Raw genomic sequence first — 26,053 nt, 5'->3', positions numbered from 1 at the left:
CGCCTCGTTCCATCTCCTGATTCCGGTGGCTTTTGCCCTTGTTTTCGCGGCTTTGCCTCGCCGCGCCATCCCTTATTGTCAGTCGCATGAAAGCGTCCCAATTCTTCATTTCCACGCTCAAGGAAGCGCCCTCCGACGCGGAGATCGTGTCGCACAAGTTGATGATGCGTGCCGGCATGATCAAGAAGCTCGGCGCGGGCCTCTATACGTACATGCCCGTGGGTCTGCGCGTGATCCGCAAGGTCGAGCAGATCGTGCGCGAGGAGATGAACGCCGCCGGCGCGGTGGAAGTGCTGATGCCGGTGGTGCAGCCGGGCGAGCTGTGGCAGGAGACCGGCCGCTGGGACAAGATGGGCGACGAACTGCTGCGCTTCAAGGATCGCCACCAGCGCGACTTCGTTATCCAGCCGACCTCGGAAGAAGTGGTGACGGACATCGCCCGCACCGAAATCCGCTCGTACAAGCAGTTGCCGGTCAACTTCTACCAGATCCAGACTAAGTTCCGCGACGAGCGCCGCCCGCGCTTCGGCATCATGCGCGGCCGCGAATTCACCATGAAGGACGCATACTCCTTCGATCGCGATGCGGAAGGCCTGAAGGTCTCGTACCAGAAGATGTTCGACGCTTACATGCGCATCTTCCAGCGCTTCGGGCTGGAATTCCGCGCGGTGGCGGCGGACAACGGTGCCATCGGCGGTTCGGGCTCGCAGGAATTTCACGTGATTGCCGACACGGGCGAAGACGCCATCGTCTACTGCCCGACGTCAGACTACGCCGCCAACATCGAGGCCGCCGAGGCCGTGGCGCCGAGCACGCCGCGCGCTGCCGCCAGCGAGGCGCTGACCAAGACGCACACGCCGGGCCGCACCAAGTGCGAGGCCGTTGCCGAGCAGCTGGGCATTGCGCTGGAGCGCAACGTCAAGTCCATCGTGCTGGCCACGGATGTCGAGGGTAGCGAGCCGCAGATCTGGCTGCTGCTGCTGCGCGCCGATCACGAACTCAACGAGATCAAGGCATCGAAGGTGCCGGGCCTGGCCGGTTTCCGCTTTGCGACCGAAGGCGAGATCCTGCGCACGTTCGGTACGCCCCCGGGCTACCTGGGCCCGATCGGCACCAAGCAGCCGGTCAAGGTGGTGGCGGACCGCACCGTGGCGGCCATGAGCGACTTTGTCATCGGCGCCAACGAAGAGGATTACCACTACACCGGCGTGAACTGGGGCCGCGACCTGCCCGAGCCCGAAGTCCATGACCTGCGCAACGTCGTGGTGGGCGATGCCTCGCCCGACGGCAAGGGCACGCTGGCGGTCTGCCGCGGCATTGAAGTCGGCCACGTCTTCATGCTCGGCACGAAGTATTCGGAAGCGATGAACGCCACGTTCCTCGATGAAAACGGCAAGACCCAGCCGATGGTGATGGGCTGCTACGGCATCGGCGTCACGCGTATTCTGGGCGCGGCGATCGAGCAGAACTACGATGCGCGCGGGATCATCTGGCCGGCGGCGATCGCGCCGTTCCAGATGGTGATCTGCCCGGTGGGCTACGACCGCTCCGACGCGGTGCGCGAAGAAGCCGATCGCCTGCACGCTGAGCTGGTCGCGGCCGGCTTCGACGTGATCCTGGACGACCGCGGCGAGCGCCCCGGCGCGATGTTCGCCGACTGGGAGCTGATCGGCGTGCCGTTCCGTGTGGTGGTGGGCGATCGCGGCCTGAAGGAAGGCAAGCTGGAATTCCAGGGCCGCCGCGACGAAGCCGCCACCGCCGTGGCCCCGGCCGATGTGCTGGCCACGCTGAAGGCGCGCCTCGCGCAATAAAAGGACAGCCTCGCATGCGTCGCCTCCTCGCCGTCCGCCTGATTGCCGCTGCGCTGTGCGCGGGGGCGCTGCTGGCTGGCACGCAGGCGGCGTGGGCGGGTGCTCAGAAAGAGGAATATCTGGCGGACTCCGTGCGCAGCGCGCTGTCCGCCGCCGTGGCCGACAGCCGGCCGCTGCGCCCGGTGTTCGCCAGCAATGACGAGCAGCTCGGCTACCTGCGCTGGCTGGCCGAGATGTCGGTGCGCATGTCGGGCAAGATCCCGCAGGCGTCGGTGCGCGTCGAGCTGATCGAAACCGCGTATTACGAGGCCAAGCGCGCGGGGCTCGACCCGGCGCTGGTGCTCGGCCTCATCCAGGTGGAAAGCGGCTTCCGCAAGTACGCCATCAGCAGCGCGGGCGCGATGGGTCTGATGCAGGTGATGCCGTTCTGGACGCGCAGCATCGGCGACAACGACGCGCGCAAGCTCTTCCACCTGCAGAGCAACCTGCGCTACGGCTGCACGATCCTGCGCCATTACCTCGATATGGAAGGCGGCAATCTGTACCTGGCGCTGGGCCGCTATAACGGCAGCCGCGGCCAGCCGCAGTATCCGAATGCCGTGCTGGCGGCGTGGAAGCGCTGGCAGTACCAGGCGTCGAGCGCGATAACGGTGTCGGCGCCGGTTCCGGCCGAGCCCGCCGCACCTGCCCCGCGCGCCAAGGCGCTGCCGGAAGTGCCGGCGCGCAATCCGTTCTCGCCGCTGCGTATTGCTGGCGGTTCCTGATCCGCTGCCGGCGGGCGGTCGGCCTACAATAGGGCCATCTTTCGCTGCCCGCCTCTCCTACTGCGCATGACCACCACTCAACCGTACGCGACCATGTCTGACGCGCTGCGCGACTGGCTGCAGCGTCACGTGACCGAAGGTTTCGAGGCCGACTCGCTGGTGGCCTCGATGGTGCAATCCGGCTATGACCGCGCCTTCGCGCGCCGCGTCGTGGACGAGGCGCTTGCTGCCCGCGCACCGGCCCCCGCCGTGGCCCCGGTGCCCGCGCCCGCTGCCGACGAACCGGTCGAGAACAGCAACGCGGTCCGTACCGCCGATGGCGAGATTCCCATCCTGTTTGCGATCGAGACGCCGCGTATCGTGCTGTTCCAGCACTTTCTTTCGGACGACGAGTGTGACCAGCTGATCGCCATCGGGCGCAGCCGGCTCAAGCGCTCGCCCGTGGTGAATCCCGAGACGGGCGAGGAAAACCTGATCTCGGCCCGCACCAGCCAGGGCGCGATGTTCCAGGTGGGGGAGCATCCGCTGATCGCCCGGATCGAGGCACGTATCGCGCAGGCCGTGGGCGTGCCGGTCGAACACGGTGAAGGTTTCCAGGTGCTGAACTACCAGCCCGGCGGCGAATACCAGCCGCATTTCGATTTCTTCAACCCGGGCCGTACCGGCGAGGCGCGCCAGCTTGAAGTCGGCGGCCAGCGCGTGGCCACCATGGTCATCTATCTGAACAGCGTGCAGGCGGGCGGTGCGACGGGCTTTCCGAAGCTCGGGCTGGAAGTGGCGCCGGTCAAGGGCAACGCCGTCTTCTTCGTCTACAAGCGCCCCGATGGCACGCTGGATGAAGCCACGCTGCATGCCGGCCTGCCGGTCGAGCGCGGCGAGAAGTGGATCGCCACCAAATGGCTGCGCGAGCGGCCATACCGACGCGGCGCCTGATTGACGCCCGACGATGGAATACACGTTCGTCTCAGCGACCGTCCTGCTGGTGCTGATCACCGATCCGCTCGGCAATATTCCCATCTTCATCTCGGCGCTGCGGCCAGTGGCGCCCGAGCGCCGCAACCGCGTTGTGCTGCGCGAGGTGGGCATCGCATTCGTGCTGCTGCTCGTCTTCATGTTCTTCGGCGAGAGCTTCCTGCGCATGATGAGCCTGACCGACATGTCACTGCAGATCGCGGGCGGCATCGTGCTGTTCCTGATCGCGCTGCGCATGATCTTTCCGCGCGAGGGCACCGCCGAATCGCAGCCTACCGCCGAGCCCTTCATCGTGCCGCTGGCGATTCCCGCCATCGCCGGGCCGTCGGCCATGGCCACGGTGATGCTGCTGGTGTCGCAGGCGCCGGGGCGCATGTGGACGTGGGTCGGCTCGCTGTGCGTGACGATGGCGGTGAGCACCGTGGTGCTGCTCAGTGCCACGCGCATTCAGCGCCTGGTGGGCGAGCGCACGGTCATGGCGTTCGAGCGGTTGATGGGGCTGATCCTGGTGGCGATCTCGGTCGAGATGCTGCTTAAAGGCATCCGCATCTTTGCGCACCAGCTTTGAGCAGAATCCCTCGGACAACAAAAAAGGGCGACTCGACGGTCGCCCTTTTTTTGTTGCGCCTGCGCCGCCTCAGGTGTTTTTGAGCGCGCGGATGGCCGGCAGGTTGCGCCAGTAGCCCTTGGCATCCATGCCGCAGCCGAACACGTAGCGGTCGGGCACCGAGAAGCCGCAGAAATCGGGGTACAGCGGTTTGTCCTTCGCGAGCGTCTTCTCGCACAGCACGGCGGAGTAGAACTCGGCGGCGCCCATGTCGATGATGCGCGAGCGGATGGCGGCCATCGTTTCGCCTTCGTCGAGGATGTCGTCGAGCACCAGCACCGTGCGGCCCTTGACCGACTCGCGTGGCGCCACGCGCCATTGCATTTCTTTGCTGCCGACGGTCTGGTTGTTGTAGCGCGAGAGGTGGATGTAATCGAACTCCAGCGGGAACGCCAGCTTGGGCAGCAGCATGCCGGTGAACACGCACGCGCCACCCATCACCGACAGCACCATCGGGAAGGTGTCGCCGATTTTCTCGGTGATCTCGGCCGCCATGCGGTCCAGCGAGCCGCGCACGGCGTCTTCGCTGACGATTTCTTCGGAGTTGGCCCAGAGTTCGCGGGCCTGTTCTGCGTTCAGCATCGTGTGGTCTGGTAAACGTTGGGGTGTGGTGTGGGCAGATTACCGGCCGAGGAGACCCTTCATGCCACCTTTCATGCCGCCCATGGCGCGCATCATCTTCATCATGCCGCCGCCCTTGAGCTTCTTCATCATGCCTTGCATCTGGTCGAACTGGTTGAGCAGGCGGTTGACCTCCTGCACCTGCACGCCAGCACCGGCGGCAATGCGGCGCTTGCGGCTTGCCTTGATCAGCTCGGGCTTGGCGCGCTCGGCCGGCGTCATGCTATTGATGATGCCTTCCATGCGGCGGACCTGCTTTTCGGCCTGGTCCATGTTGGCGCCCTGCGCCTGCTGGGCCATCTGCGCTGGCAGCTTGTCGATCAGGCTGCCCAGGCCGCCCATCTTCTTCATCTGGCCGATCTGGGCCTTGAAGTCTTCCAGGTCGAAGCCGCCGGTCTTCTTGATCTTGGCCGCGAGCTTCTGGGCCTCTTCCATGTCGACACCGCGCTGCGCCTCTTCCACCAGCGCAAGGATGTCGCCCATGCCCAGAATGCGCTGGGCCATGCGGTCGGGGTAGAACGGCTCCAGCCCGTCGAGCTTTTCGGCCACGCCGACGAACTTGATCGGCTTGCCCGTGATGTGACGTACCGACAGCGCCGCGCCGCCGCGCGCATCGCCGTCGAGCTTGGTCAGTACCACGCCCGTGAGCGGCAGGGTGTCGTTGAACGCCTTGGCGGTATTCACCGCATCCTGGCCCAGCATCGCGTCGACCACGAACAGCGTTTCGGCCGGCTTGAGCGTGGCGTGCAGCGCGGCGATCTCCTGCATCATCGCCTCGTCGATACCGAGGCGGCCGGCCGTATCGACGATCAGCACGTCGTGGTAGTGCTTCTTGGCCCAGTCCAGCGCGGCGGCGGCGATGTCGACCGGCTTCTGGTCCGGCTGCGAGGGGAAGAAGTCAGCGCCGACCTGTTCGGAGACGGTCTTCAGCTGTGCGATGGCGGCGGGGCGATACACGTCGCACGACACCGTCAGCACTTTCTTCTTCTTGTTTTCTTTGAGCCACTTGGCCAGCTTGCCGACGGTGGTGGTCTTGCCCGCGCCCTGCAGACCGGCCATCAGGATGATCGCGGGCGGCGTGACGTTGAGGTTCAGCTCCGCCGCGCGGCCGCCCATGATGTTGTTGCCAGCGCCTTCGAGCGCCTCCTGGCCGCCGATGATGGCGGTCAGCTCGCGCTGCACGATGCCGACCAGCGCCTGGCCGGGCGAGAGGCTCGTGATGACTTCTTCGCCGAGCGCCTTTTCCTTGACGCGGGCAATGAACTCGCGCACGACCGGCAGCGCTACGTCGGCTTCGAGCAGCGCCAGGCGGACTTCGCGCAGCATCTCGGCGGTGTTGGCTTCGGTCAGGCGCGCTTCGCCGCGCATGGTCTTGACCACGCGCGCAAGCCGTTGGGTCAGGTTATCCAGCATGACAGTGTGAGGGATCCGGAATTGGGGACAGTATTGGGAAGAAGCTGGCCGGCGCGGATGGGGCTGGCGCCGGCTGGAATGTGCTGAATGCGCGCATGTTGCGTTGCCGCCCGGCGAGGGTTTCGGCGGGGGGCGCCCCGGCCAAAACCCGGGTGCGCTGCGGTAAACTGTGCAAATGGTGATTGTACTGTATGCGCTGACGGCGCTTCTCTACGGCACCCTCGCCTGGGCGGCGTGGGCGCGACGCGGTGGGCTCGGCGCCCCGGCCGCTGCTGGAGCCATGGCGGGCGGACAGCCCGCGGGCGCGGCGGTGCTGGTGCCGCCGCCTCCAGCCTCCGCCGATTCCGCTCCGGCCTGGTGGCGCTGGGCGTTGCTGGTCGCGCTCGGGGTCCATGGCCTTCTGCTGCACGAGACCATCTTCCCGGCCAGCGCCATGGTGTTCGGCTTTGCCTATGCGCTGTCGTCGATGCTGTGGCTGGGCGTGGGCATCTTCTGGATCGAGAGCCTGTTCTTCTCGCTCGCGGGCCTGGGCCTGCTGGTGATGCCGGTGGCGCTCATCGGCAGCTTGCTGCCGCTGGCCTTTCCGGGCGCGCAGATTCTCGGCTATGCGGCCAGCCCGCTGTTCAAGCTGCACTTCGCCATCGCCAACGTGGCCTACGGGCTGTTCACGCTGGCAGCCTTCCACGCGATCCTGATGCTGGCCGCCGAGCGCCGCCTGCATACCATCAACCGCCCGGCCGAATCGGGCTGGCTCGGCCGCTGGCTCGACCTGCTGCCGCCGCTGCTCACGCTGGAGAAGCTGTTGTTCCGCCTGATCGGTGCGGGCTTCGTGCTGCTCACGCTCACCATTGCGTCGGGCGCGCTGTTTTCCGAGCAGCTGTTTCATCGTGCCTTCCAGTTCGATCACAAGAACGTCTTTGCGGTGCTGTCGTGGCTGATGTTCGGCGGCATCCTGATTGGCCGCCGTTTTCGTGGCTGGCGTGGCCGCGTGGCGCTGCGCTGGGTGATGGCGGCCTTTGCGATTCTGCTGCTGGCGTATGTGGGCAGCCGCTTCGTGCTTGAAGTCATCCTGCATCGCGCGTAGCGCGTTTCCGGCGCCAGCGCCATTACCTGTCTGTCTTTCATGTCCCGTCCTGTCCTGCTGATCCTGATGCTGCTCGCCGGCTGGTGGTGGTTGAGTCGCCTGGGCGCGCGTCCATCCCGGTCTTCGGGGCAGGCGCAGACGTCTTCCCGCGGTCAAGGGCCGGCCACGCGTGCGCCCGAGGTGGGCGCATCCCAGCCCATCGAGCAATGTGCGGTGTGCGGCGTGCATGCGCCACGCACCGGCATGGTTGCGTTGGCTGGCGGCCGCTACCGTTGCCCGGAGCACGCTGACCGGGGCACCTCATGACGCCCGAGGCGTCGAGCGCCGCTGACACCAAACCGGCAGGCGCGGACGATGCCGCACCGGCCCAGCCCTCCGGTTTGCGTAGTCTGTTGTCGCGCCTGAACGCCTGGCGCGCGCTGCGCTCGGTCTGGCTGGAGCCCGATCCTCCCGAATTCCAATGGCGCCTGCTGCGCTATTTCGCCTTCAGCCGTGCGGCCGTGGCGCTGGTGCTGCTGTTGTTCGTGATGGTGCCGCGCGAGTCCAGCGGTGGCGCAGGCCTGCCCAATGCCGAAGCACTGCTCAGCCTGGCGCTGCCGTACCTGGCGCTGGCCGTGCTGATTCTGGCGGCGTCGGGCTGGTGGCGCTCGCGGTTCCAGTTCCGCGTGCGGCTCGATGTGATGCTCGATCTGCTGTTCCTGGGGTTGGCGTATGCCACGCTCTCGCGCATGTCGGCCAGCGTGGCGATGGTGCTGCTGATGCCGGTGCTGGCTGCCGGCGCACTCACCAGCCTGTTGTTTGCGCTGTTCACGGCGGCAGTCGCGTCGATCGTGGTGCTTGCCGATCCGTTCCTGCAGATGCTGGGCGACGGCGTGATCGCGCCGGGGCTGGCGTCTGCCGGGCTGTACGGCCTGATCTACATGATGGCCGCGTCGATGATGTATGGCCTGTCGCACCGCCAGATCGCGCAGGAGCGTCTGACGATGGCGCGCGAGCGCGAGTTGCGCCTGCAGCAGCTCGTCAATCGGCTGATGGTCTACGACATGCAGGACGGCGTGATGCTGGTGCGCGCCGATGGCCGTGTCGTGGCCGCCAACCCGGCGGCGGCCGTGCTGCTCGGGGTGCCGCAAAACGCGTTTGTCGGCAGCGGCGCGATGCTGTTCGACCTGAAGGACGTGCCGCACCTGCGCCCGCTGCTCGAGATGCTGCGCCAGTGGCTGCGCCGCAAGGCCCGCCCCGCCGACGGCACCGGCGACGACGATGCGCCGCGCATTCTTGATCTGCTGCCGATCGCGCCGCACGGCCGCGCCGGGCGGGCAACATTGAGCGCGCGCCTGCGGCTGCGTTTCATCCTGCCGAGCCTCGCCAACCTGCGTGGTGTCTATCTGGACAGCCTGCTCAGCGGGATCGGCCTGGGTTTGCCGGGCGAGGGTAGCGAGACACGCTCGCGCATTCCATTGGCCGACGCCATGACACAGGGCTGGTCGGCCGACGACGAGGCCTTCCTGCGGCACGAGTTGCACGACACCGTGCTCGTCCACGTCGAAAGCTGGGAGCGCGTGGCGGAGCAGGCGCAGCAGGAAAAGCTCGCGTCGATGGGGCGGCTGGTGGCCAGCGTTGCGCACCAGATCCGCAACCCGCTGGCGGCAATCAGCCAGGCGGCCGAGCTGCTGGATGACCCCGGTGACGCTGGTGAGCAGGCTCGCCCCGAGGGCTCCGGCGTGGAGACACGCCTGTTGCGCATCATTCGCGACAACGTGCGCCGGCTTGATCAGGTGGTCGCCGATGTGCTGATGCTCTCGCGTCGCCCGCGCGGTGAGCGTGTGCGCGTGCAGCTTGCGCAGGTGCTGCCCGAAGTGGTCGAGCGCTGGCGCGCCGAAGCGCAGCGCCGTAACGGTGCCTCCGCACCGGGCGGCGCAGGCGAGGCCACCGAGATCAACCCGAACCTCGTGCGCGTGGCCGTGGGCCTGAACAAGCCGGTGCTGTTCGACCCGGCGCAGCTGCAGCAGGTGGTGGGCAACATGCTCGACAACGCGCTGCGCTATTGCCGCCGCGTGCCGGGCTCGATCCAACTGGCCGCCTACGCGCTGGACGACACCCACGCCGAACTCGTCATCTGGAACGACGGCCCCGAAGTGCCGGCCGAACAGCAACGCAGCCTGTTCGAGCCGTTCTTCACGAATGACGCCCAAGGCACCGGCCTCGGCCTCTACATGGCGCGCGAGTTGTGCAGCGCCAACGATGCGCAGATCCGGTACGGCGCCATCGCGCTGGAATCCTTGCTCGATCGCACCGGAGCGTTGACCATGGAGGCGCGTGGCACGTTGCCGCGCCGCGCCTTCGTCATCACCCTGATGTTTGACCAACCTGCTGTGCCTGCGGCAGATTGAGCCACCGCACCACCTTTTGCTGATCCATGTCCAAAGCCGCCATCGTTCGCGAACCCATTCTCGTCGTCGATGACGAAGCCGACCTGCGCGAGCTGCTGGAAATCTCCCTGCGCCGCATGGGGCACGACGTGGTGCTCGCCGGTGGCCTGGCCGAAGCGCGCGAGGCCCTGTCGCGCCAGCGCTTTGCGCTCGTGTTGACCGACATGCGCCTCGGTGATGGCCTGGGCATCGAACTGGTGCGCCAGCTCTCGGCCACGGCCGACCGCACGCCGGTAGCCGTCATCACCGCCTATGGCAGCGCCGAGAACGCCGTGGAGGCGCTCAAGGCCGGCGCGTTCGACTACATCGCCAAGCCGCTCTCGCTCGACCAGTTGCGCAGCCTCGTGCTGAACGCGCTGGGACGCCAGCAGCGCGATCCTGACCCCGGCAACTCGGACCTGGCCGAGCGCACCAATGAACTGCTGCCCGGCCACTCGGCTGCCATGCAGGAAGTGCGCCGCTCGTTGATGCGGCTGGCGCGCAGCATGGCGCCGGTGGTCATCAGCGGGGAGTCGGGCAGCGGCAAGGAACGCGCAGCGCGCGCCATTCACGCACTGTCGTCGCGCGCGTCGCGGCCGTTTGTGGCGGTCAACTGCGGGGCGATCCCCGAGAATCTGATGGAAGCCGAGTTCTTCGGCTACGTGAAGGGCGCCTTCACCGGCGCCGACAGCGATCGCCAGGGCTTCTTCCAGGCGGCCAACGGCGGCACGCTCATGCTTGATGAAGTGGCCGACCTGCCGCTGACGATGCAGGTGAAATTGCTGCGCGCGCTGCAGGAGCGCCGCGTGCGCAAGATCGGCGAGAGCCGCGAAGACCCGGTCGACGTGCGCGTGGTGTGCGCGAGCCACCAGAACCTCGCGCGCCTGGTCGCCGCCGGACGCTTCCGCGAAGACTTGTTCTACCGCCTGAACGTGCTGGAGCTGCGCATGCCCACGCTGCGCGAGCGCGCCGAAGACGTGCCCGTGTTGGCCGGCGTGCTGCTGGAGCAGCTCGCCAACCGCTATGGCGATCCGCGGCCCAAGCGGCTGACGCGTCCGGCGCTGCAGCAGTTGTGCGCGTATCCGTTTCCGGGCAACGTGCGCGAGCTGGAGAACCTGCTGGAGCGCGCCTACGCGTTTGCCGAAGGCGAGTCGATCGACGTGGATGACCTGGGTGCGCTCGGCGCCGAGATCGAGCGCTCGCCGCTGTTCCACCGCACGCGCGAAGCGCAGGCCGCCGCCAATCACCCGATGGCACCGCCGCCGATGGCGGGCTGGCCCGATGCCATCACCATGCCGGCACCACCATCGAGCCCAGCTTCAGGCTCGATGGCGCCGCCAGCCGAGCCGGTTTCCGCCGCGGCCACACAGCCCGCGCTGCCAAACGTCGCGCTGCCGATCGACCTGCCGGCCTATCTGGAGTCGGTCGAGCGCAGCGTGATTCTGTCGGCGCTGGATCAGACCGGCTTCAACCGTACCGCGGCTGCCAAGCTGCTTGGGCTGTCGTTCCGCCAGTTGCGCTATCGCATGCAGCAGTTGGGCATTCGCGACCCGCGCGACGCTGAAGCCGGTGGCAACGGGCTGAATGGTGATGTCTGAACCGCACCTCACGCACGCCATGCACATCGACGCCGACGGCTGGGTGCGCGGCATGCGCCGCCATCCATCGCCCAACATCGACGCGCGGCCCGAAGGCATGCCGATCGACCTGATCGTGCTGCACAACATCAGCCTGCCGCCTGCGCAGTTCGCCACCGACTTCGGCACCGATGACGTGCTCGATTTCTTCACCAACACGCTCGACTGCGACGCGCACCCGTACTTCGACCAGTTGCGCGGCGTACGTGTGTCGGCGCACTTCTTCATCCGTCGCACGGGCGAGTGCGTGCAGTTCGCGCCGTGCGGTGCGCGCGCGTGGCATGCCGGCGCATCGGACTTCTTCGGCCGCGCGCGCTGCAACGATTTCTCGGTCGGCATCGAGATCGAGGGCACGGATGACTTGCCCTTTACGCCCGAGCAGTACGCCGCCACGGCAGCACTCGTGCGGGCGATCTGCGCGGCGTACCCGATTGCCGCGATTGCGGGGCACTCCGATATCGCGCCCGGCCGCAAGACCGATCCGGGGCCGTGCTTCGACTGGGCGCATCTGCGTGCGCTCGGCGGCTTCAACGCGGCGCTGTTTCCGTATCAGCGCACGCTCTGAATAGAAACGGGCGGCCCCCTTGCGAAGGCCGCCCGCGTTCTGCGCTTTGCGCTTGCTTCTTGTCAGCGACCAGTGGGGCCGGGCCGGATACACCGAGCACGCTGCGTACAGCCCCGGCATCGGGGCAAAAAGCATCGACCGCGCGGCCCTGGCGCTCCGGCCTCGAAGCACGCAGCATCGACGGTGGGGTGCAAAGCATCGGCTTCAACACTCAAGGTTTCGAATCCCGGGCTCCGGGCCTCGCCCGCAGCGCTTAAAGCCTTGGCGTTGATGCAAAAAGCATCAGCGGTGATGAAAAAAGCAGCACGCATCGAACGGAAAAATTCCGATATCGCCATTTTTTGCCTCGTCATCGCGCATTTTGACGCGGCGACGGTGCTTTCAAAATTCGATACGGATACCACGGGTATCGAATCCGATGCTTTGGGTTCCGCGCGCGATGCTTTTGGCTTCGACGTCGGCACTCAGAGCGCCGGTGTTGATGCGTTTTGCCTCAACGCCGGCGTTTGGAACGCCAACAAAGCCGCCCGCAGGCGTCTCGTCGTCAGGTCCCCATCGCCGGGTCGGACACACCATCCTTGCCGGTTTCCATGCGGCCCGCAAAGCGCCGCGTGAAGCCGCCTTGCGGCACCGTCACCGTGAAGTCGTACCAGTTGCCCTGACGCGCGATCGGCCAGTGCTGGTCGAGCTGTTTGCCGGCGGGAATGTCGAACGTCCACGGGCCGTCGTTGCGGTAGGCGTTGGGCTTGACGGTGAACGTGCAGCTGGTGGTGCCGGTGTTCATCATCGTCACGTACACCTCGGCGTTGGCCAGGTCGTAGCACACGCGGATTTCCGGTGCGCTCGCGCCTGCCGACGACACGGCACTCACATCGCCCGAGAACGCGCGGTGGAAGCCGTTGGGGCCGAGCACCCACAGGTCGTACTTGCCCTTGTCTGAGGTGTACACATCCCACGTATCGTCGAGCATCTTGCCGGGCTCGACGGCGTAGCGGCGCGGTACGCGGTCCAGGTGCAGGCGGTCGTACACGTGGAAGACGGCGGCGGCCGTGCCGGTGTTGCTGAAAATCAGGCGCAGCGCGCGGTTGGTGGCGTCTTCACGGGCGCTGACGTGCAACTCGTACGGCAGGGCGCGCGAGGGGCGCGTGCCGGTGGCCTGCGTAGGCATCTGCTGTGCCGCCACAGAGGGCACGGGCACCTGCGGCTTCAACCCTTGCGCGGTGCGGATCGCATCGGCCGTCGCCTTGTCGCGGCTGGGCAGCGTCGGCAGCGTCTCGTTGTTCGGGTTGACGAAGTTGAACGCGCTGGTCAGGTCGCCCAGCACGGCGCGGCGGTACGCGCTGATGTTCGGCTCCTTGACGTTGAAGCGCAGTTCCAGGAAGCGCAGCACGGAGGTGTGGTCGAACGCCTGCGAGTTGACCCAGCCGCCGCGGCTCCATGGCGAGACGATGTACATCGGCACGCGCGGGCCGGGGCCGTACGGGTGTTGATCCGTGTGGTATTCGCCGGCGGTGCTCACCGTCGACTTGCCGGCCAGCACGCCACTGTCATACGCGGGGGCGGCGGGCGGCGGCACGTGGTCGAAGAAGCCGTCGTTCTCGTCAAAGTTGATGAAGAGCACCGTCTTGCTCCACACGGCCGGGTTGGCGGTGAGCGCGTTGAGCACTTCCTGCGTGTACCAGGCGCCCTGCACGGGGCTCGATGGGCCGGGGTGCTCGGAGTAGGTGGCGGGCGCGACGATCCACGACACCTGGGGCAGAAGGCCTGCGGCGATGTCGTCTTTCAGTGCCTGCAGGAAGCCGCCGTCGGGCATGGTGTTGCCCACGCCCTTGATGAGCGGGCTGACCGCCTCGTCAACAGCGGCGACATACGGCGGGAACGGACTGCCGTCCTTCAGGTTGCCGCGCGCGGCGTTGGCGTCGCGGTAGGCCTTGAAGCCGGCGAGCGGGTTGTCGGTGAAGTTGTCCGGCATGTTCTGGTAGACCTTCCACGACACGCCGGCCGTCTGCAGGCGCTCGGGATAGGTCGTCCAGTTGTAGGTGACGCTGGCGTCGAGGTGATCGCCGCTGTTGTCGATGACCGGGCCGCCGGCTGCGCCCGTCGGATCGTTGGTGCCCGTCCAGTGGAACAGACGGTTGGTGTTGGTGCCGCCGTGGAAGCTGCAGTGGTACGCGTCGCACAGCGTGAAGGCGTTGGCGAGTGCGAACTGGAAGTCCAGCTCTGCCTGCTTGTAGTAGCCCATCGACTGCGTCTGCTTGTAGGTCGGCCACTTGCTCATGCGGCCGAGGTCCCACGCGTTTTGTGCGTCGGGGTAGCTGTGCGGCGTGCCGGACACGCGCTGCGCGTTGCCGGCGCTGCTGTCGAGGTAGTACGGCAGCACCGTGCGGCTTGGGCCGCTGCTCGGCACGTAGGTCTGCTGCCACACATTCAGGCCGCCGGCCAGCGGGATCGGAAAGCGGTCGCCAAAGCCGCGCACGCCGGCCAGCGTGCCGAAGTAGTTGTCGAATGAGCGGTTCTCCTGCATCAGGATCACCACGTGTTCGATATCGCGCATCGTGCCGGTGGCGTTGTTGGCGGGAATCGCCAGCGCACGGCGGATCGACGGCGGGAACGCAGCCAGCGCGGCGGCGGAAATCGCGCCCGTGCTGGCCATCTTGAGGAAGTTGCGGCGGCTGCCGTGGTTGGGGTTCGTGTCGGAGGTCATGTCGGTCTCAAACGCAAGTCGATGGATTGGCCGTGCGCTTACGGAGCGCAGTGCAGGTTCGGCTTGTTGGCCGGCGGCTTGCCGGGTTGATCCGGCTGGGCGGTGCCGGGGTCGCCCGGGTTGTTCACGCCGGGCGTGCCGTCGTTCGAATCGCCGCCGCAGGCCGACAGCGACAGGGTGGCCGCGCACAGCAGCACGGCGGCCAGCCGGTGCGGCCGCGCGAGATGAGAGAAGAAGCGCTTCATGAGCAGTCTCGTTCGGGTTTGGAGGGAGGGGATCGGGGGCATCAAGGATTGAGCGACGACAGCGGCTGGTGCGAGCCGTTGATCGTCTTGAGTTCGTCCAGCGTCAGGCGGCGCGTCCACATGGCCAGGTCGTCGTAGGCCATCACGCCCTTGAGCGAGCCCGGGTTGTTGGCCACGTAGTTGTGCGTGGCGTCGTCGTTCAGGCCCCAGACCTTGGTGGCCAGGCCGTTCAGCTTGGTGACGTCGGTGTTGGCGATGGCCTTGTCTTCCACCTTCTGTACGCCCAGCACCGGGTCGAGGATGTAGGCGCTGAACAGCTTGGCCTGCGTGTCCACCGACAGGGCCAGGTAGGCCCACTGGCTGGCGCTGAACTTCATGCCCTGGATGTCGTCGCGCTTGCCGCCGCTGCCCAGGTTGAAGCGCACCTCGCAGCCACCGAACAGGCCGAGGGCGATGCCCGCGTTGGCACCCGAGGTGTAGTTCTTGTTGGAGAGGATCGGCTCGCCCGTGCCATTGCCCTGCGTGCAGTCCGACTTGAACCAGAAGCCGATGGTGAACTGCGGGCTCTGGGCGATGTCGGCACCGTTCTGCGTGAGCTTGTAGGCGTCGATGCGCGAATCGACCGCCAGCGCCGTGCCGCCGAACGGGTCGGCGACTGCCGAGCCGCCGTCGGTGCCGATCACCCACGGGCCGATTGTCGAGCCGGCCTTGCGATCGGTGGGCGGCAGCGGATCGAAGCTGTAGTACGCCGCCAGGCTGTTGGTGAGCGAGGTCGCTAGCGGCGTCGGTGCGACGTAGCTGATCTGCGCGAGCATCGACACCGGCACGTCGTTGCGCACCAGCGTGTAGTTGATGCGGTAGAGGTCGCTGGTGGTGGCGAAGCTGTTGTCGGTGTACTGCGTGGCCGTGGCGGGCAGCGTGGCGACTGGCTTGCCATCACGCAGCACGGTGATCGGGCTGGTGGCGATGGTCGGGTTCTGCCAGTTCAGCACGAGTGACGCGCTGTACTGGCCGACCGTGCTCTGGACATTGCGCACACCCACGGCACTGGCGGTGAGCGGTGCACCGTCGAGCTTGTGCATGGCTGCCGGCACGGCGGCGTTCAGTTGCGCCAGCACGGTCGGCACGATGTCGGCCTCGCTGGGCAGTGCGGCCAGCGTGGCTTCCGAGGTGGGGGCGGGCGCGCCATTCTTGGCCAGCACCGGGTTCACGGCCTTGTTCAGGGCGATGAAGGCAGTGCGATTCTCCAGTGTCGGGGCCGAGGTGGTGGCGCCGGTGGCGTCCAGGCCGTGGCTGGTGGTGACGACCACGAGCCAGTCTTCGTTGGGGTTGGCGGTGCGGCGCTGGGCGATGGCGGCCTGCAGCGTGCCGATGGCCTGGTCGACGCTGTTCAGCGCTGCGGCGTACGCATCGCTCTGCAGACCCGACGCCAGTGCGGCGGCGGCCGGCGCGGTGTACTGAGCAAAGACCACGTCGTAGCCGGATTGCACGAGCTTCACGCTGTTCTGCGTGACGCAGGTGTCGACCTGAGCGCAGTCCACCAGCGTGTCGAGGTTGCCGGCCTGCTGGTCGGCCTTGAGCAGCGCGGGCAGCACGGCCGAGCTGACGGCCGCGCCCAGGCGCTGCGTGGTGCCGGCTGCCTTGGCGGCGCTGCGCGCGTAGCTGAAGACGCTCGGCGCGGCCAGGGTGGTGACCGTGTCGTCCGTCACGCCGTGGCGGTTCTGCCAGGTGCCGGTCAGCACGGTCGCCCAGCTGGGGGTGTCCAGCGGCGGCTGGGCGGTGGTGGTGCCGAGCGTGCCGCCGGTCGAGGCGGGCATGACCGCCAGCGCGCCCAGGTTCGGCAGGCCGCGCTGCAGGAGCGCGCTCTGCACCTGCGCGTAGGTGGTGCCGTCCAGGCCCACCACCAGCACTTTCCGGCTGGCACTGGCGGCCGGTGCGGTCGTGTCGCCCGGGCTAGCGACGTGGGGGCTGTCGCTGCTACCACCACATGCGGTCAACGTGGCCGCCAGCGTGGCAACCACGGTTGTGCCCAGCGCAGCCGTCAGCCGGCGGCAGGCAGGTTGATTCCAAGCCATGTCGATTTCCTCGGTCGTTGTGTGCGGCGCCCGGCGTCCGGACGCCGTGACTGCGCTCCTGCAATGGGACCGAAGCGTAGGGAAGGGGCCTGTCGCTCAAGTGACAGCCGCGGCAAGAATGCTGATGCCGCTATTCGGATTTCTTGAGCGAGTGGAAGGCCGATCAGGGGAGAGGACATCGCACACGCGCACCAGTGCAGTGCGCGCCACCCATGTCCCTACTACAGACGAGGTGACGTCTATCGATCTTGTGGCCTTGATAGAAAGAATTATTCTGAAGAGAGGGCCAGTGCGGCGCCGCAAGCGAGCCGTGGCGACCCGTTGTGCAGACTGGGATCGCGGGCTTGCGGCGCTGCATTCCGATTGCAAAAAAGCCCGGTCGCCCGCATCTGTCAAGACTAGGCAAACGGAATCGATCCACTATACTTAGGGCCAATCCCGGGATGAGACACTAGATGTAGTGGTAGCTTTCCGGGATTCTTATTTCAGCGCCACGCGGGGGCGGGCGTACGGCAGGTCGAGCCGGCGCTTGGGGGCTGAGGAAAGGCAAGGGTCTTTTCCGTCTCATTTCTCCGCATGGCGCAAGGGTTCGCCCAAGGGTTTCACCCGCCGGCGAGCCGATAAAACGAACGGTTCAACAGGAGTCCACATGCAGACGGCCCAACCAGAAATCCACTCCGGCACCGCCAATCCTTCCCAATTTGCGCAAAGCGCTGGCGGCACGGCCGCTGCCCCCAGCACTGGCTACGCGGACTACAAGATCATCCGCCGCAACGGCGCCGTGGTCAGCTTCGAGCCCTCCAAGATCGCCGTGGCGATGACCAAGGCCTTCCTCGCCGTGAATGGCGGGCAGGGCGCCGCTTCCGCGCGTGTGCGCGAGCTGGTCGACCAACAGACGCAGAACGTCGTGCGCGCCCTGCTGCGCAGCCGTCCGAACGGCGGCACGTTCCATATCGAAGACGTGCAGGACCAGGTCGAACTGGCCCTGATGCGCTCGGGCGAGCACGATGTGGCCCGCGCCTACGTGCTGTACCGCGAGCGCCGCGCCCAGGAGCGCGCGCAAGCTGGCGAGACGCAGCAGCAACCGGCCTTCATCGGCCTGAACGTGACCGACGGCGGCATCACCCGCCCGCTGGACATGGCTGCGCTGCGCAACGTGATCGTCTCGGCCTGCGAAGGCCTGGGCGACGCGGTGGACCCGGAGCCGATCCTCAAGGAGACGGTCAAGAACCTGTATGAAGGCGTGCCGATGACGCAGGTGTACGACTCGGCCATCCTGGCCGCCCGTACCCTGATCGAAAAGGACCCGGCGTACAGCCAGGTCACCGCGCGCATCCTGCTGCACACGATCCGCCGCGAAATCCTCGGCGAAGAAGTCACGCAGGCCGAGATGTCGACCCGTTATGTCGACTACTTCCCGCAGTTCATCAAGCGCGGCATCAACGCCGAGCTGCTCGACGACAAGCTGGCCCAGTTCGACCTGGCCAAGCTGGGCGCCGCGCTGGACGCCTCGCGCGATTTCCAGTTCAACTACCTCGGCCTGCAGACGCTGTACGACCGCTACTTCCTGCACGTCAACGAGACGCGCATCGAAATGCCGCAGGCGTTCTTCATGCGCGTGGCGATGGGCCTGGCGCTGAACGAAATCGACCGCGAAGCCCGCGCCATCGAGTTCTACCAGTTGCTGTCGTCGTTCGACTTCATGTCGAGCACGCCGACGCTGTTCAACTCGGGCACGCGCCGCTCGCAGCTGTCGTCGTGCTACCTGACCACCGTGTCGGATGATCTGGACGGCATCTACGAAGCGCTGAAGGAAAACGCGCTGCTCTCCAAGTTCGCAGGCGGCCTGGGCAACGACTGGACCAACGTGCGCGCACTCGGCTCGCACATCAAAGGCACGAACGGCAAATCGCAAGGCGTGGTGCCGTTCCTGAAGGTGGTCAACGACACGGCCGTGGCCGTGAACCAGGGCGGCAAGCGCAAGGGCGCGGTGTGCGCGTACCTGGAAACATGGCACCTGGATATCGAAGAATTCCTGGAGCTGCGCAAGAACACCGGCGACGACCGCCGCCGCACGCACGACATGAACACGGCCAACTGGATTCCGGACCTGTTCATGAAGCGCGTGATGGAAGGTGGCGAGTGGACGCTGTTCTCGCCGTCCACCTGCCCGGACCTGCATGACAAGGTCGGCAAGGCGTTTGAGCAGGCCTATCTGGCCTACGAAGACAAGGTCGCGCGTGGCGAGATCAAGCTCTTCAAGAAGATGCCGGCGCTGCAACTGTGGCGCAAGATGCTGGGCATGCTGTTCGAAACCGGCCACCCGTGGATCACGTTCAAGGATCCGTGCAACATCCGCAGCCCGCAGCAGCACGTGGGCGTGGTGCACAGCTCCAACCTGTGCACGGAAATCACGTTGAACACCAACGACAGCGAAATCGCCGTGTGCAACCTGGGTTCGGTCAACCTGGTCGCTCACCTGGTCAAGCAGGCTGACGGCAGCGTGGTGCTCGATCACGAAAAGCTGAAGAAGACGGTGCGCACCGCCATGCGCATGCTCGACAACGTGATCGACATCAACTACTACGCCGTCAAGAAGGCGCGTGACTCCAACCTGCGCCACCGTCCGGTCGGCATGGGCATCATGGGCTTCCAGGACGCGCTGCACGTGCTGCGTGTGCCGTACGCCAGCGACGCAGCGGTGCAGTTTGCCGACACCTCGATGGAAGCCGTGTGCTACTACGCCTACTGGGCGTCGACGGAGCTGGCCGAAGAGCGTGGCCGCTACAGCAGCTACAAGGGCTCGCTGTGGGACCGTGGCATCCTGCCGCAAGACTCGCTCAAGCTGCTGGCCGAAGAGCGCGGTGGCTACCTGGAAGCCGACATGTCGTCGACGATGGACTGGGACAGCCTGCGTGGCCGCATCAAGCAGTACGGCATGCGCAACTCGAACTGCGTGGCGATCGCGCCGACGGCAACGATCTCCAACATCATCGGCGTGTCGGCCTGCATTGAGCCGACGTACCAGAACCTGTACGTCAAGTCGAACCTGTCGGGCGAGTTCACGGTGGTCAACGACTACCTGGTGCGCGACCTGAAGGCACGCGGCCTGTGGGACGAAGTGATGGTCGCCGACCTGAAGTACTTCGACGGCTCGCTGGCCCGCATCGACCGCATCCCGCAAGACCTGCGCGACCTGTACGCCACGGCCTTCGAGGTGGAACCGCAATGGCTGGTGGAAGCCGCCTCGCGTCGCCAGAAGTGGATCGACCAGGCGCAGTCGCTGAACATCTACATGGCCGGCGCGTCGGGCAAGAAGCTGGACGACACCTACAAGCTGGCCTGGCTGCGTGGCCTCAAGACCACGTACTACCTGCGCACGATCGGCGCCACGCACGTCGAGAAGTCGACCGTGTCGCGCGGCACGCTGAATGCGGTGTCGTCGGGTAGCGATGTGGGTGGTGTGTCGGCTGCGGGTGCGTCGCAAGCTGCGCCCACCAGCGCGCTGGATGCCGCTGCCGCCACCGCGCAGGCCATGCCGGAAGCTGAAGGCGCCGTGTGCACGATGCGCCCCGGCGACCCCGGTTTCGAGGAATGCGAAGCCTGCCAATAAGTCTAAGCAGTACCTAGGTGTTGCCTCCGCATGTGCGGGGGCAGCACGCAAAGAATTCAGGAGAAACACACATGCTGAGCTGGGACGACGACGTCAAGCCTGCCGCACAACCCGCCGCTGCACCGCAGCCCGTGTATCAACCGCAGCCGCAACTGCAAACGGCGACCGCTGACCAAGGTGGCGTGCTGCCCCCGTCGGCCACCGCTGCCGCTGTTGCCAATTCGGGCACGGGCATCCTCGGCAACAACCCGAACGCTGCCGCCGCACAGAGCAACCGCCGCGTGAACGCCGCCGACAAGCGCGTCATCAACGGCGCGACCGACGTCAACCAGCTGGTGCCGTTCAAGTACAAGTGGGCCTGGGAAAAGTACCTCGCCGGCTGCGCGAACCACTGGATGCCGCAAGAAATCAACATGTCGCGCGACATCGCCCTGTGGAAGGACCCGAACGGTCTGACCGAAGACGAGCGCCGCATCATCAAGCGCAACCTCGGCTTCTTCGTGACGGCCGATTCGCTGGCCGCCAACAACATCGTGCTGGGCACGTACCGCCAGATCACCGCGCCGGAATGCCGCCAGTACCTGCTGCGCCAGGCGTTTGAAGAGGCGATCCACACGCACGCGTACCAGTACATCGTGGAATCGCTGGGCCTGAACGAGGCCGAAATCTTCAACGCGTACCACGAGGTGCAGTCGATCCGTGACAAGGACGAGTTCCTGATCCCGTTCATCGACACGCTGACCGATCCGTCCTTCAAGACCGGCACGCCCGAGAACGACCAGAAGCTGCTGAAGTCGCTGATCGTCTTCGCCTGCATCATGGAAGGCCTGTTCTTCTACGTCGGCTTCACGCAGATCCTGGCGATGGGCCGTCAGAACAAGATGACCGGCGCTGCCGAGCAGTACCAGTACATCCTGCGCGACGAGTCGCTGCACTGCAATTTCGGTATCGACCTGATCAACCAGATCAAGCTCGAGAACCCGCACCTGTGGACGGCCGAGTTCAAGGCCGAGATCACGGAGCTGTTCAAGAAGGCCGTCGACCTGGAATACCGCTACGCAGAAGACACCATGCCGCGCGGCGTGCTGGGCCTGAACGCACCGATGTTCAAGGGCTACCTGCGCTTCATCTGCAACCGCCGCTGCCAGCAGATCGGCCTGGACCCGCTGTTCCCGAACGAAGAAAACCCGTTCCCGTGGATGAGCGAGATGATCGACCTGAAGAAGGAGCGCAACTTCTTCGAGACGCGCGTGATCGAGTACCAGACCGGTGGCGCGCTGTCGTGGGAATGATCGATTCCCGCTCCCAAGCTTGAAGAAAAGGCCCATTCGGGCCTTTTTTATTGGTCACGGCCTGTTGAGAATCAGTTGAATCTGATGGGGTGTGGCCAACGATCGTCCTATCGTGTCGTATCGATGGACTGAATAGAAGGACACCCGTATGAAAAAGACCCTCCTCGTCGCCCTTACGCCATTCGCTTTGCTGGGCGCCTCTTCGGTATTTGCTGACACGGTGGACTGCGCCACCAAGATCCGCGCGATCGAGAAGCAGATCGGCTTCGCCAAGCAGCACGGCAACACGTATCAGGTCGCCGGCCTGCAAGACGCGCTGGCCAACACGAAGGCGCACTGCACCGACGCCGGCCAGCTCCAGCACGCTGAGCGCAAGGCGCGCGACGCCGAGCAAGACGTGCAGAAGGCCCAATCGGAAGTGCGCGAGGCCGAAGACAAGCTGCATGACGCCCGCGCGAAGGGCGACGCCAAGAAGATCGCCAAGGCGCAGAAGCGGCTGGCCGACAAGCAAGCCAAGCTGCACGAAAAGACAGAAGACCTGCGCAGCGCACAGGCAGACGTGGCCGCGCTCAAGGGGTGATGCTGCCGGCAGGCACTGCAACCGAACTGACAGGGGCTGAGGCCCCTGTTTTTATTGCGATGCAGTCATGGTCTGCCTGAGTTGTAGGTGCCCGGCCGGCCCCCGATAATCGAAGGCACCACACCGTTGTCTTCCCACCGCTGCGGGCCCCACATGAGCGTCGAATCCTCCTTCTCCCAAACCTACGATGAAGCGCGCGGCAAGTTTCTGGCGGCCGCGCAGGCGCGGGGCCTCAACATCGAGCGGCATCTGCATCCGGAGGTGGTGGGGCCGTCGGGCGAGCAGCTCTCCATCGACAGTGCGCTGTTCTCGCCAGAGGCGGCGGAAACGCTGCTGATCGTCACGTCCGGCGTGCACGGCGTGGAGGGGTTCTGCGGCTCCGGCTGCCAGGTCGGCCTGCTGGGCGACGACGAACTCTTCGCGCGGCTGGCAGCGGCCAAGGTTGCGCTGCTGCTGGTGCATGCGGTCAACCCGTACGGGTTTGCGCATCTGCGGCGCGTGAACGAAGACAACGTTGACTTGAACCGCAACAGCGTCGACTTTGCCGAGGCGGCTGGAGCCAACCCGGCGTATCTGGAGGTCGATTCGCTCCTGTTGCCGCGCACGTGGCCGCCCAGCCAAGCCGATCAGGCCGCGTTGCAGCACTACATGGTCACGCGCGGCGAGAAAGCGCTGCAGGACGCCGCAACGAGCGGCCAATACCGCGTGCCCGACGGCATGTTCTACGGCGGCAGCGCGCCGTGCTGGAGCACCCTACAGATGCGCGGGATCGTGCCGCGCCATGCGGCCGGCATGTCCCGCCTCGTGTGGATCGATCTGCACACCGGGCTCGGCCACTACGGCCACGGCGAGAAGATCTTCAACAGCCCCGACCCGGCCGAACTCGAGCGCGCCATGCGCACCTGGGGCGCGGATGTGCGGCCGATTGCGGCGGCGGGTTCGGTGTCTTCAGTGGTCAAGGGCGACCTGGTGGGCATGGCGTACGAACTGCTGCCCGACATCGAGAAGACCTGCGTGACGCTGGAATTCGGCACGCTCGCGCCGCTGGCGGTGCTGCAGGCGCTGCGCGCCGATCATTGGCTGCATCGCCATCCGGAGCAGGGTGCCACGCAGCAGGGCAGCATCCGACGCGCGCTGCGCGATGCGTTCTATTGCGACGTGCCGGAGTGGAAGGGCATGGTCCACGCGCAGACGCGCATGGCCGTATTGCAAGCCGTGGCGCGGTTTTCCGGCTAGGCGACGTTAAGCAACGCCCGCCGGATCGGGCGACGGCTTCGGTGCCCGCACCGTCAGCGCGCACCCAGCCGACGCGGCGATGATGGCCAGGATCGCCACCCACTGCCGCCCCGTCAGCTGCTCGTGCAGCACGATCGCCCCGGCTAGCGCGCCGATGGCCGGCTCCAGGCTCAGCAGCACAGAGAACGTTTTCCCTGGCAGGTGCTTGAGCGCCACCATTTCCAGCGAATACGGAATTGCGCTCGACAGCACCCCGATGCCGAGTCCGGCCAGGATCAGCGACGGCGACAGCAGCGCAGACCCGGCCTGCGCCACCCCGAACGGAATCGCAAACAACGCCCCCACCACCATGCCGAGCGACGTGGCCTGGCCCGCGTGCAGCCCACCGAGGTTCTTGCCGGTCAGGATATAGAGCGCCCAGCACACACCCGCAGCCAGCGCATACGCCGCGCCCACGTGATCGACCTGGCCGACCGCCTTGTCGGCCACCGTCAGCATCAGCAGCCCCACCACCGCCAGCCCAATCCACACGAAATCGAGAGCCCGGCGCGACAGCACCACCGCCAGCACCAACGGCCCGGTGAATTCGATGGCGATTGCAATGCCGATCGGCAACCGCTGCAGCGACAGGTAGAACAGCAGGTTCATGCTCGCCAGCGTGACGCCGTACAGCGCGATGCGGCCGGCATCGGCGCGGCTCAGATGCAGGCGCCACGGCCGCCACACGGCCAGCAGGATCACAGCGCCGATGGTGACGCGGTACGTGACCGTGCCCGCCGCGCCCAGCGCCGGGAACAAGGTCTTGGCAAACGAGTTGCCGAGGCACACCGAGGCCATCGAGCCCATCAGTGCAAGGACGGGCATCCAGGGGGACGTCGTCGTGGAAGCGGAAGAGGCGTGAGCAGCGGAAGACATGGACGGCGCGCAAGAAGCAACGCCACAGCATAGCCGCGCGCCGCCGAGAAATCGTTGCGTTCTCGGCGGCGCGGGCGTCGCTTTTTATCGAATTGGAGCGCCTGCGGACGACCTTACAGCGCTGCCGCGCTGGGGCGGATCACGTCGATCAGCAGCACGCGCTGGCCTTCGCGTTCGCCGTCGGGGCGCGGGGTGACGCCGCGCTGGGGACGCGGCGCGGCGAGCGGGCCCGGATCCTCGGCGCTCATGCCGAAGACCGCCAGCTTGGTGGCCGCGATGCGCTGCAGCGTGCTGCGCACGCCGGGCACGTCGAGGTCTTCGGGGTCGAAGCCGGTGGTGGCCGTCCAGTCGTCGCGGGCGATGTCCTGCAGGCCGTTGGCCATCTCGAACTGCAGCGAGGCGCTGAAGCCCTTCTGCAGCGAATGCGAACCCAGCAGGTATTCCGCTGTCAGGAAGCCTCGCAGCCGCGTCCAGAACGCCATCGCACTGATGTTGCCGCTCTTGAGTGCATGGCTCGGGGCGACTTCCCAGCTGTGGTCGAGCAGTTTGTTGATGAGGCGGCCCCAGGTCGGCACATCGGTGCCGGCGGAGCAGTCCTCGCCCGGGCCCTCGGGCCGCACGAGCTGACGCAGCATGCCGGTAAACGAGCCGGAATCCGGGCGCGCACCGCCGGCCTGCGGGCCCGAAGGCCAGCGCCATTGCAGCGGCGACGCCGGCCGGACGCCCGGCCATTGCGCGTGTTGCTGCAGGCCCGTGCACGGCGTCAGGTAGCGCCACTGGCGCTGGTCGCGGCCGATGCGGCGCAGCGGTTCCAACTCGGCCGACAGGTCGAACTTGCCCAGGAAGGTCGCGTTGCGCGACTTGATCGGCGAGCGCGCATAGACGTTGAAATCGGGCCACCCCTCGTAGAGGTTGATCTGCGGTAACGCGTGGTGCTTGTCGAGCGCGTCGTCGGGCAGGTCGATGCGGCGGGCGGTGAGGAACAGCGCGCGGCAATCCAGCGTCGGCACAGCGCCGCGCAGGCGCAGCAGCACGAGGATGTCGCCGAATTCGGCCGGCCGGGCTTCGGTGCGGGCCGCGTAGGCGTGCGGTTGCTCGTCGGGCCAGAACGTGGTCAGGCGCAAGGCCGCGCCGGGGAACGCACTGCGCAATCCCTGCCGGAGCAGGCGCAGGCCGTCGGGGCGGCGCAGGATGCGCAGGATGGAAAGATCGTCGCGCAGGGCGGCGTCAGGGTGGGGGGCGCGGCCGCCGTGCTCTGCGGCCAGTGCATAGCGCCACAGTGCGGTGTCGCTGGCCAGATCCTGGGCGGCGGCCTGCATGTGGGCAGGTGCGGCATCGGAGCGGCCGCCGGACATCGGCTCATGCGCGCCGCCGGGCATGTCTCCGGGGAGGTCTCCGGTTGCGGCCTGGGCGCTGGTGGTCGACCCGGCAATCGCGCTAAAAAGGCCCCGGAATGGCGGCCGGTTGCGCTCGGGCATGGCTATTCCAACGTTGTTTTGTCAATTTCTCTG

21 protein-coding genes are annotated in these 26,053 nt (G+C 66.5%); 14 read left to right on the top strand and 7 right to left on the bottom strand.

Annotation, left to right across the window (positions count from 1 at the left end; genetic code table 11):
- Positions 1-86: 86 nt before the first annotated feature.
- From NG900_RS18265 to NG900_RS18250, 4 genes are all read left to right on the top strand, one after another.
- Positions 87-1,811, top strand: a complete 1,725-nt coding sequence (locus NG900_RS18265; protein ID WP_252682775.1) for a proline--tRNA ligase — start codon at positions 87-89, stop codon at positions 1,809-1,811.
- A gap of 14 nt (positions 1,812-1,825) precedes the next feature.
- The gene (locus NG900_RS18260) at positions 1,826-2,575 is read left to right on the top strand and encodes a lytic transglycosylase domain-containing protein (protein ID WP_252682774.1); all 750 of its coding nucleotides are present in this window, start codon (positions 1,826-1,828) and stop codon (positions 2,573-2,575) included.
- A 66-nt stretch (positions 2,576-2,641) separates the two neighbouring features.
- Entirely contained in the window at positions 2,642-3,508 is an 867-nt protein-coding gene (locus NG900_RS18255; RefSeq protein WP_252682773.1) for a 2OG-Fe(II) oxygenase, read from the top strand.
- Between the two features lie 13 nt (positions 3,509-3,521).
- Positions 3,522-4,115 (top strand): MarC family protein, encoded by a 594-nt coding sequence (locus tag NG900_RS18250; protein WP_252682772.1) that lies wholly within the window; start codon positions 3,522-3,524, stop codon positions 4,113-4,115.
- Between the two features lie 69 nt (positions 4,116-4,184).
- Here the strand turns inward: NG900_RS18250 and NG900_RS18245 are convergent, their stop codons facing one another.
- Positions 4,185-4,736 carry a hypoxanthine-guanine phosphoribosyltransferase gene (locus NG900_RS18245; RefSeq protein WP_252682771.1) on the bottom strand — a complete coding sequence of 184 codons (552 nt, stop codon included), beginning with the start codon at positions 4,734-4,736 and terminating at the stop codon, positions 4,185-4,187.
- Positions 4,737-4,775: 39 nt separating this feature from the next.
- Positions 4,776-6,188: a signal recognition particle protein gene (ffh, locus tag NG900_RS18240; RefSeq protein ID WP_252682770.1), complete on the bottom strand. Its 1,413-nt coding sequence runs from the start codon at positions 6,186-6,188 to the stop codon at positions 4,776-4,778.
- A 175-nt stretch (positions 6,189-6,363) separates the two neighbouring features.
- Here ffh and NG900_RS18235 point away from each other — a divergent pair, with 175 nt between their 5' ends.
- The 6 genes from NG900_RS18235 to NG900_RS18210 all read left to right on the top strand — a co-directional run bounded on the left by NG900_RS18235 (position 6,364) and on the right by NG900_RS18210 (position 12,497).
- Complete coding sequence (locus NG900_RS18235; protein WP_252682769.1) at positions 6,364-7,272, top strand: cytochrome C assembly family protein; 909 nt, start codon at positions 6,364-6,366, stop codon at positions 7,270-7,272.
- 39 nt (positions 7,273-7,311) lie between these two features.
- A complete protein-coding gene (locus NG900_RS18230; RefSeq protein WP_252682768.1) occupies positions 7,312-7,578 on the top strand; it encodes a hypothetical protein in 267 nt (88 codons plus the stop codon).
- Entirely contained in the window at positions 7,575-9,662 is a 2,088-nt protein-coding gene (locus NG900_RS18225) for a sensor histidine kinase (protein WP_252682767.1), read from the top strand. The genes NG900_RS18230 and NG900_RS18225 overlap by 4 nt, the downstream gene beginning before the upstream one ends.
- Before the next feature lie 26 nt (positions 9,663-9,688).
- A complete protein-coding gene (locus NG900_RS18220) occupies positions 9,689-11,278 on the top strand; it encodes a sigma-54-dependent transcriptional regulator (protein WP_252682766.1) in 1,590 nt (529 codons plus the stop codon).
- Entirely contained in the window at positions 11,271-11,882 is a 612-nt protein-coding gene (gene ampD, locus NG900_RS18215; protein ID WP_252682765.1) for a 1,6-anhydro-N-acetylmuramyl-L-alanine amidase AmpD, read from the top strand. The genes NG900_RS18220 and ampD overlap by 8 nt, the downstream gene beginning before the upstream one ends.
- Before the next feature lie 261 nt (positions 11,883-12,143).
- Complete coding sequence (locus NG900_RS18210) at positions 12,144-12,497, top strand: hypothetical protein (protein ID WP_252682764.1); 354 nt, start codon at positions 12,144-12,146, stop codon at positions 12,495-12,497.
- On the opposite strand, the gene NG900_RS18205 is transcribed toward NG900_RS18210, so the two are convergent.
- The 3 genes from NG900_RS18205 to NG900_RS18195 are packed head-to-tail and all read right to left on the bottom strand — an operon-like array spanning position 12,427 to position 16,906.
- Entirely contained in the window at positions 12,427-14,586 is a 2,160-nt protein-coding gene (locus NG900_RS18205; RefSeq protein WP_252682763.1) for a phosphocholine-specific phospholipase C, read from the bottom strand. The genes NG900_RS18210 and NG900_RS18205 overlap by 71 nt on opposite strands.
- A gap of 38 nt (positions 14,587-14,624) precedes the next feature.
- Positions 14,625-14,831, bottom strand: coding sequence for a hypothetical protein (locus tag NG900_RS18200; protein ID WP_252682762.1), 207 nt, complete (start codon positions 14,829-14,831; stop codon positions 14,625-14,627).
- Between the two features lie 41 nt (positions 14,832-14,872).
- Complete coding sequence (locus NG900_RS18195; RefSeq protein ID WP_252682761.1) at positions 14,873-16,906, bottom strand: alkaline phosphatase family protein; 2,034 nt, start codon at positions 16,904-16,906, stop codon at positions 14,873-14,875.
- Positions 16,907-17,555: 649 nt separating this feature from the next.
- On the opposite strand from NG900_RS18195, the gene NG900_RS18190 reads away from it, so the two are divergent.
- From NG900_RS18190 to NG900_RS18175, 4 genes are all read left to right on the top strand, one after another.
- The gene (locus NG900_RS18190; RefSeq protein ID WP_252682760.1) at positions 17,556-20,519 is read left to right on the top strand and encodes a ribonucleoside-diphosphate reductase subunit alpha; all 2,964 of its coding nucleotides are present in this window, start codon (positions 17,556-17,558) and stop codon (positions 20,517-20,519) included.
- Positions 20,520-20,590: 71 nt separating this feature from the next.
- Positions 20,591-21,811, top strand: a complete 1,221-nt coding sequence (locus NG900_RS18185; protein WP_252682759.1) for a ribonucleotide-diphosphate reductase subunit beta — start codon at positions 20,591-20,593, stop codon at positions 21,809-21,811.
- A 148-nt stretch (positions 21,812-21,959) separates the two neighbouring features.
- The gene (locus tag NG900_RS18180; protein ID WP_252682758.1) at positions 21,960-22,391 is read left to right on the top strand and encodes a DUF1090 domain-containing protein; all 432 of its coding nucleotides are present in this window, start codon (positions 21,960-21,962) and stop codon (positions 22,389-22,391) included.
- Positions 22,392-22,544: 153 nt separating this feature from the next.
- Positions 22,545-23,627: a M14 family metallopeptidase gene (locus NG900_RS18175; RefSeq protein ID WP_252682757.1), complete on the top strand. Its 1,083-nt coding sequence runs from the start codon at positions 22,545-22,547 to the stop codon at positions 23,625-23,627.
- Between the two features lie 6 nt (positions 23,628-23,633).
- Here NG900_RS18175 and NG900_RS18170 read toward each other — a convergent pair whose 3' ends face one another.
- Together NG900_RS18170 and NG900_RS18165 are read right to left on the bottom strand one after the other, a co-directional pair.
- Complete coding sequence (locus tag NG900_RS18170; protein ID WP_252682756.1) at positions 23,634-24,542, bottom strand: EamA family transporter; 909 nt, start codon at positions 24,540-24,542, stop codon at positions 23,634-23,636.
- 113 nt (positions 24,543-24,655) lie between these two features.
- A complete protein-coding gene (locus NG900_RS18165; protein WP_252682755.1) occupies positions 24,656-26,020 on the bottom strand; it encodes a peroxidase in 1,365 nt (454 codons plus the stop codon).
- Positions 26,021-26,053 lie beyond the last annotated feature (33 nt).

It is taken from the genome of Ralstonia soli, assembly GCF_023955655.1.
GTDB classification, from domain to species: Bacteria; Pseudomonadota; Gammaproteobacteria; order Burkholderiales; family Burkholderiaceae; genus Ralstonia; species Ralstonia soli.
Note: the sequence above shows the minus strand (reverse complement) of the source record. Positions and strands in the feature narration are given on the sequence as shown.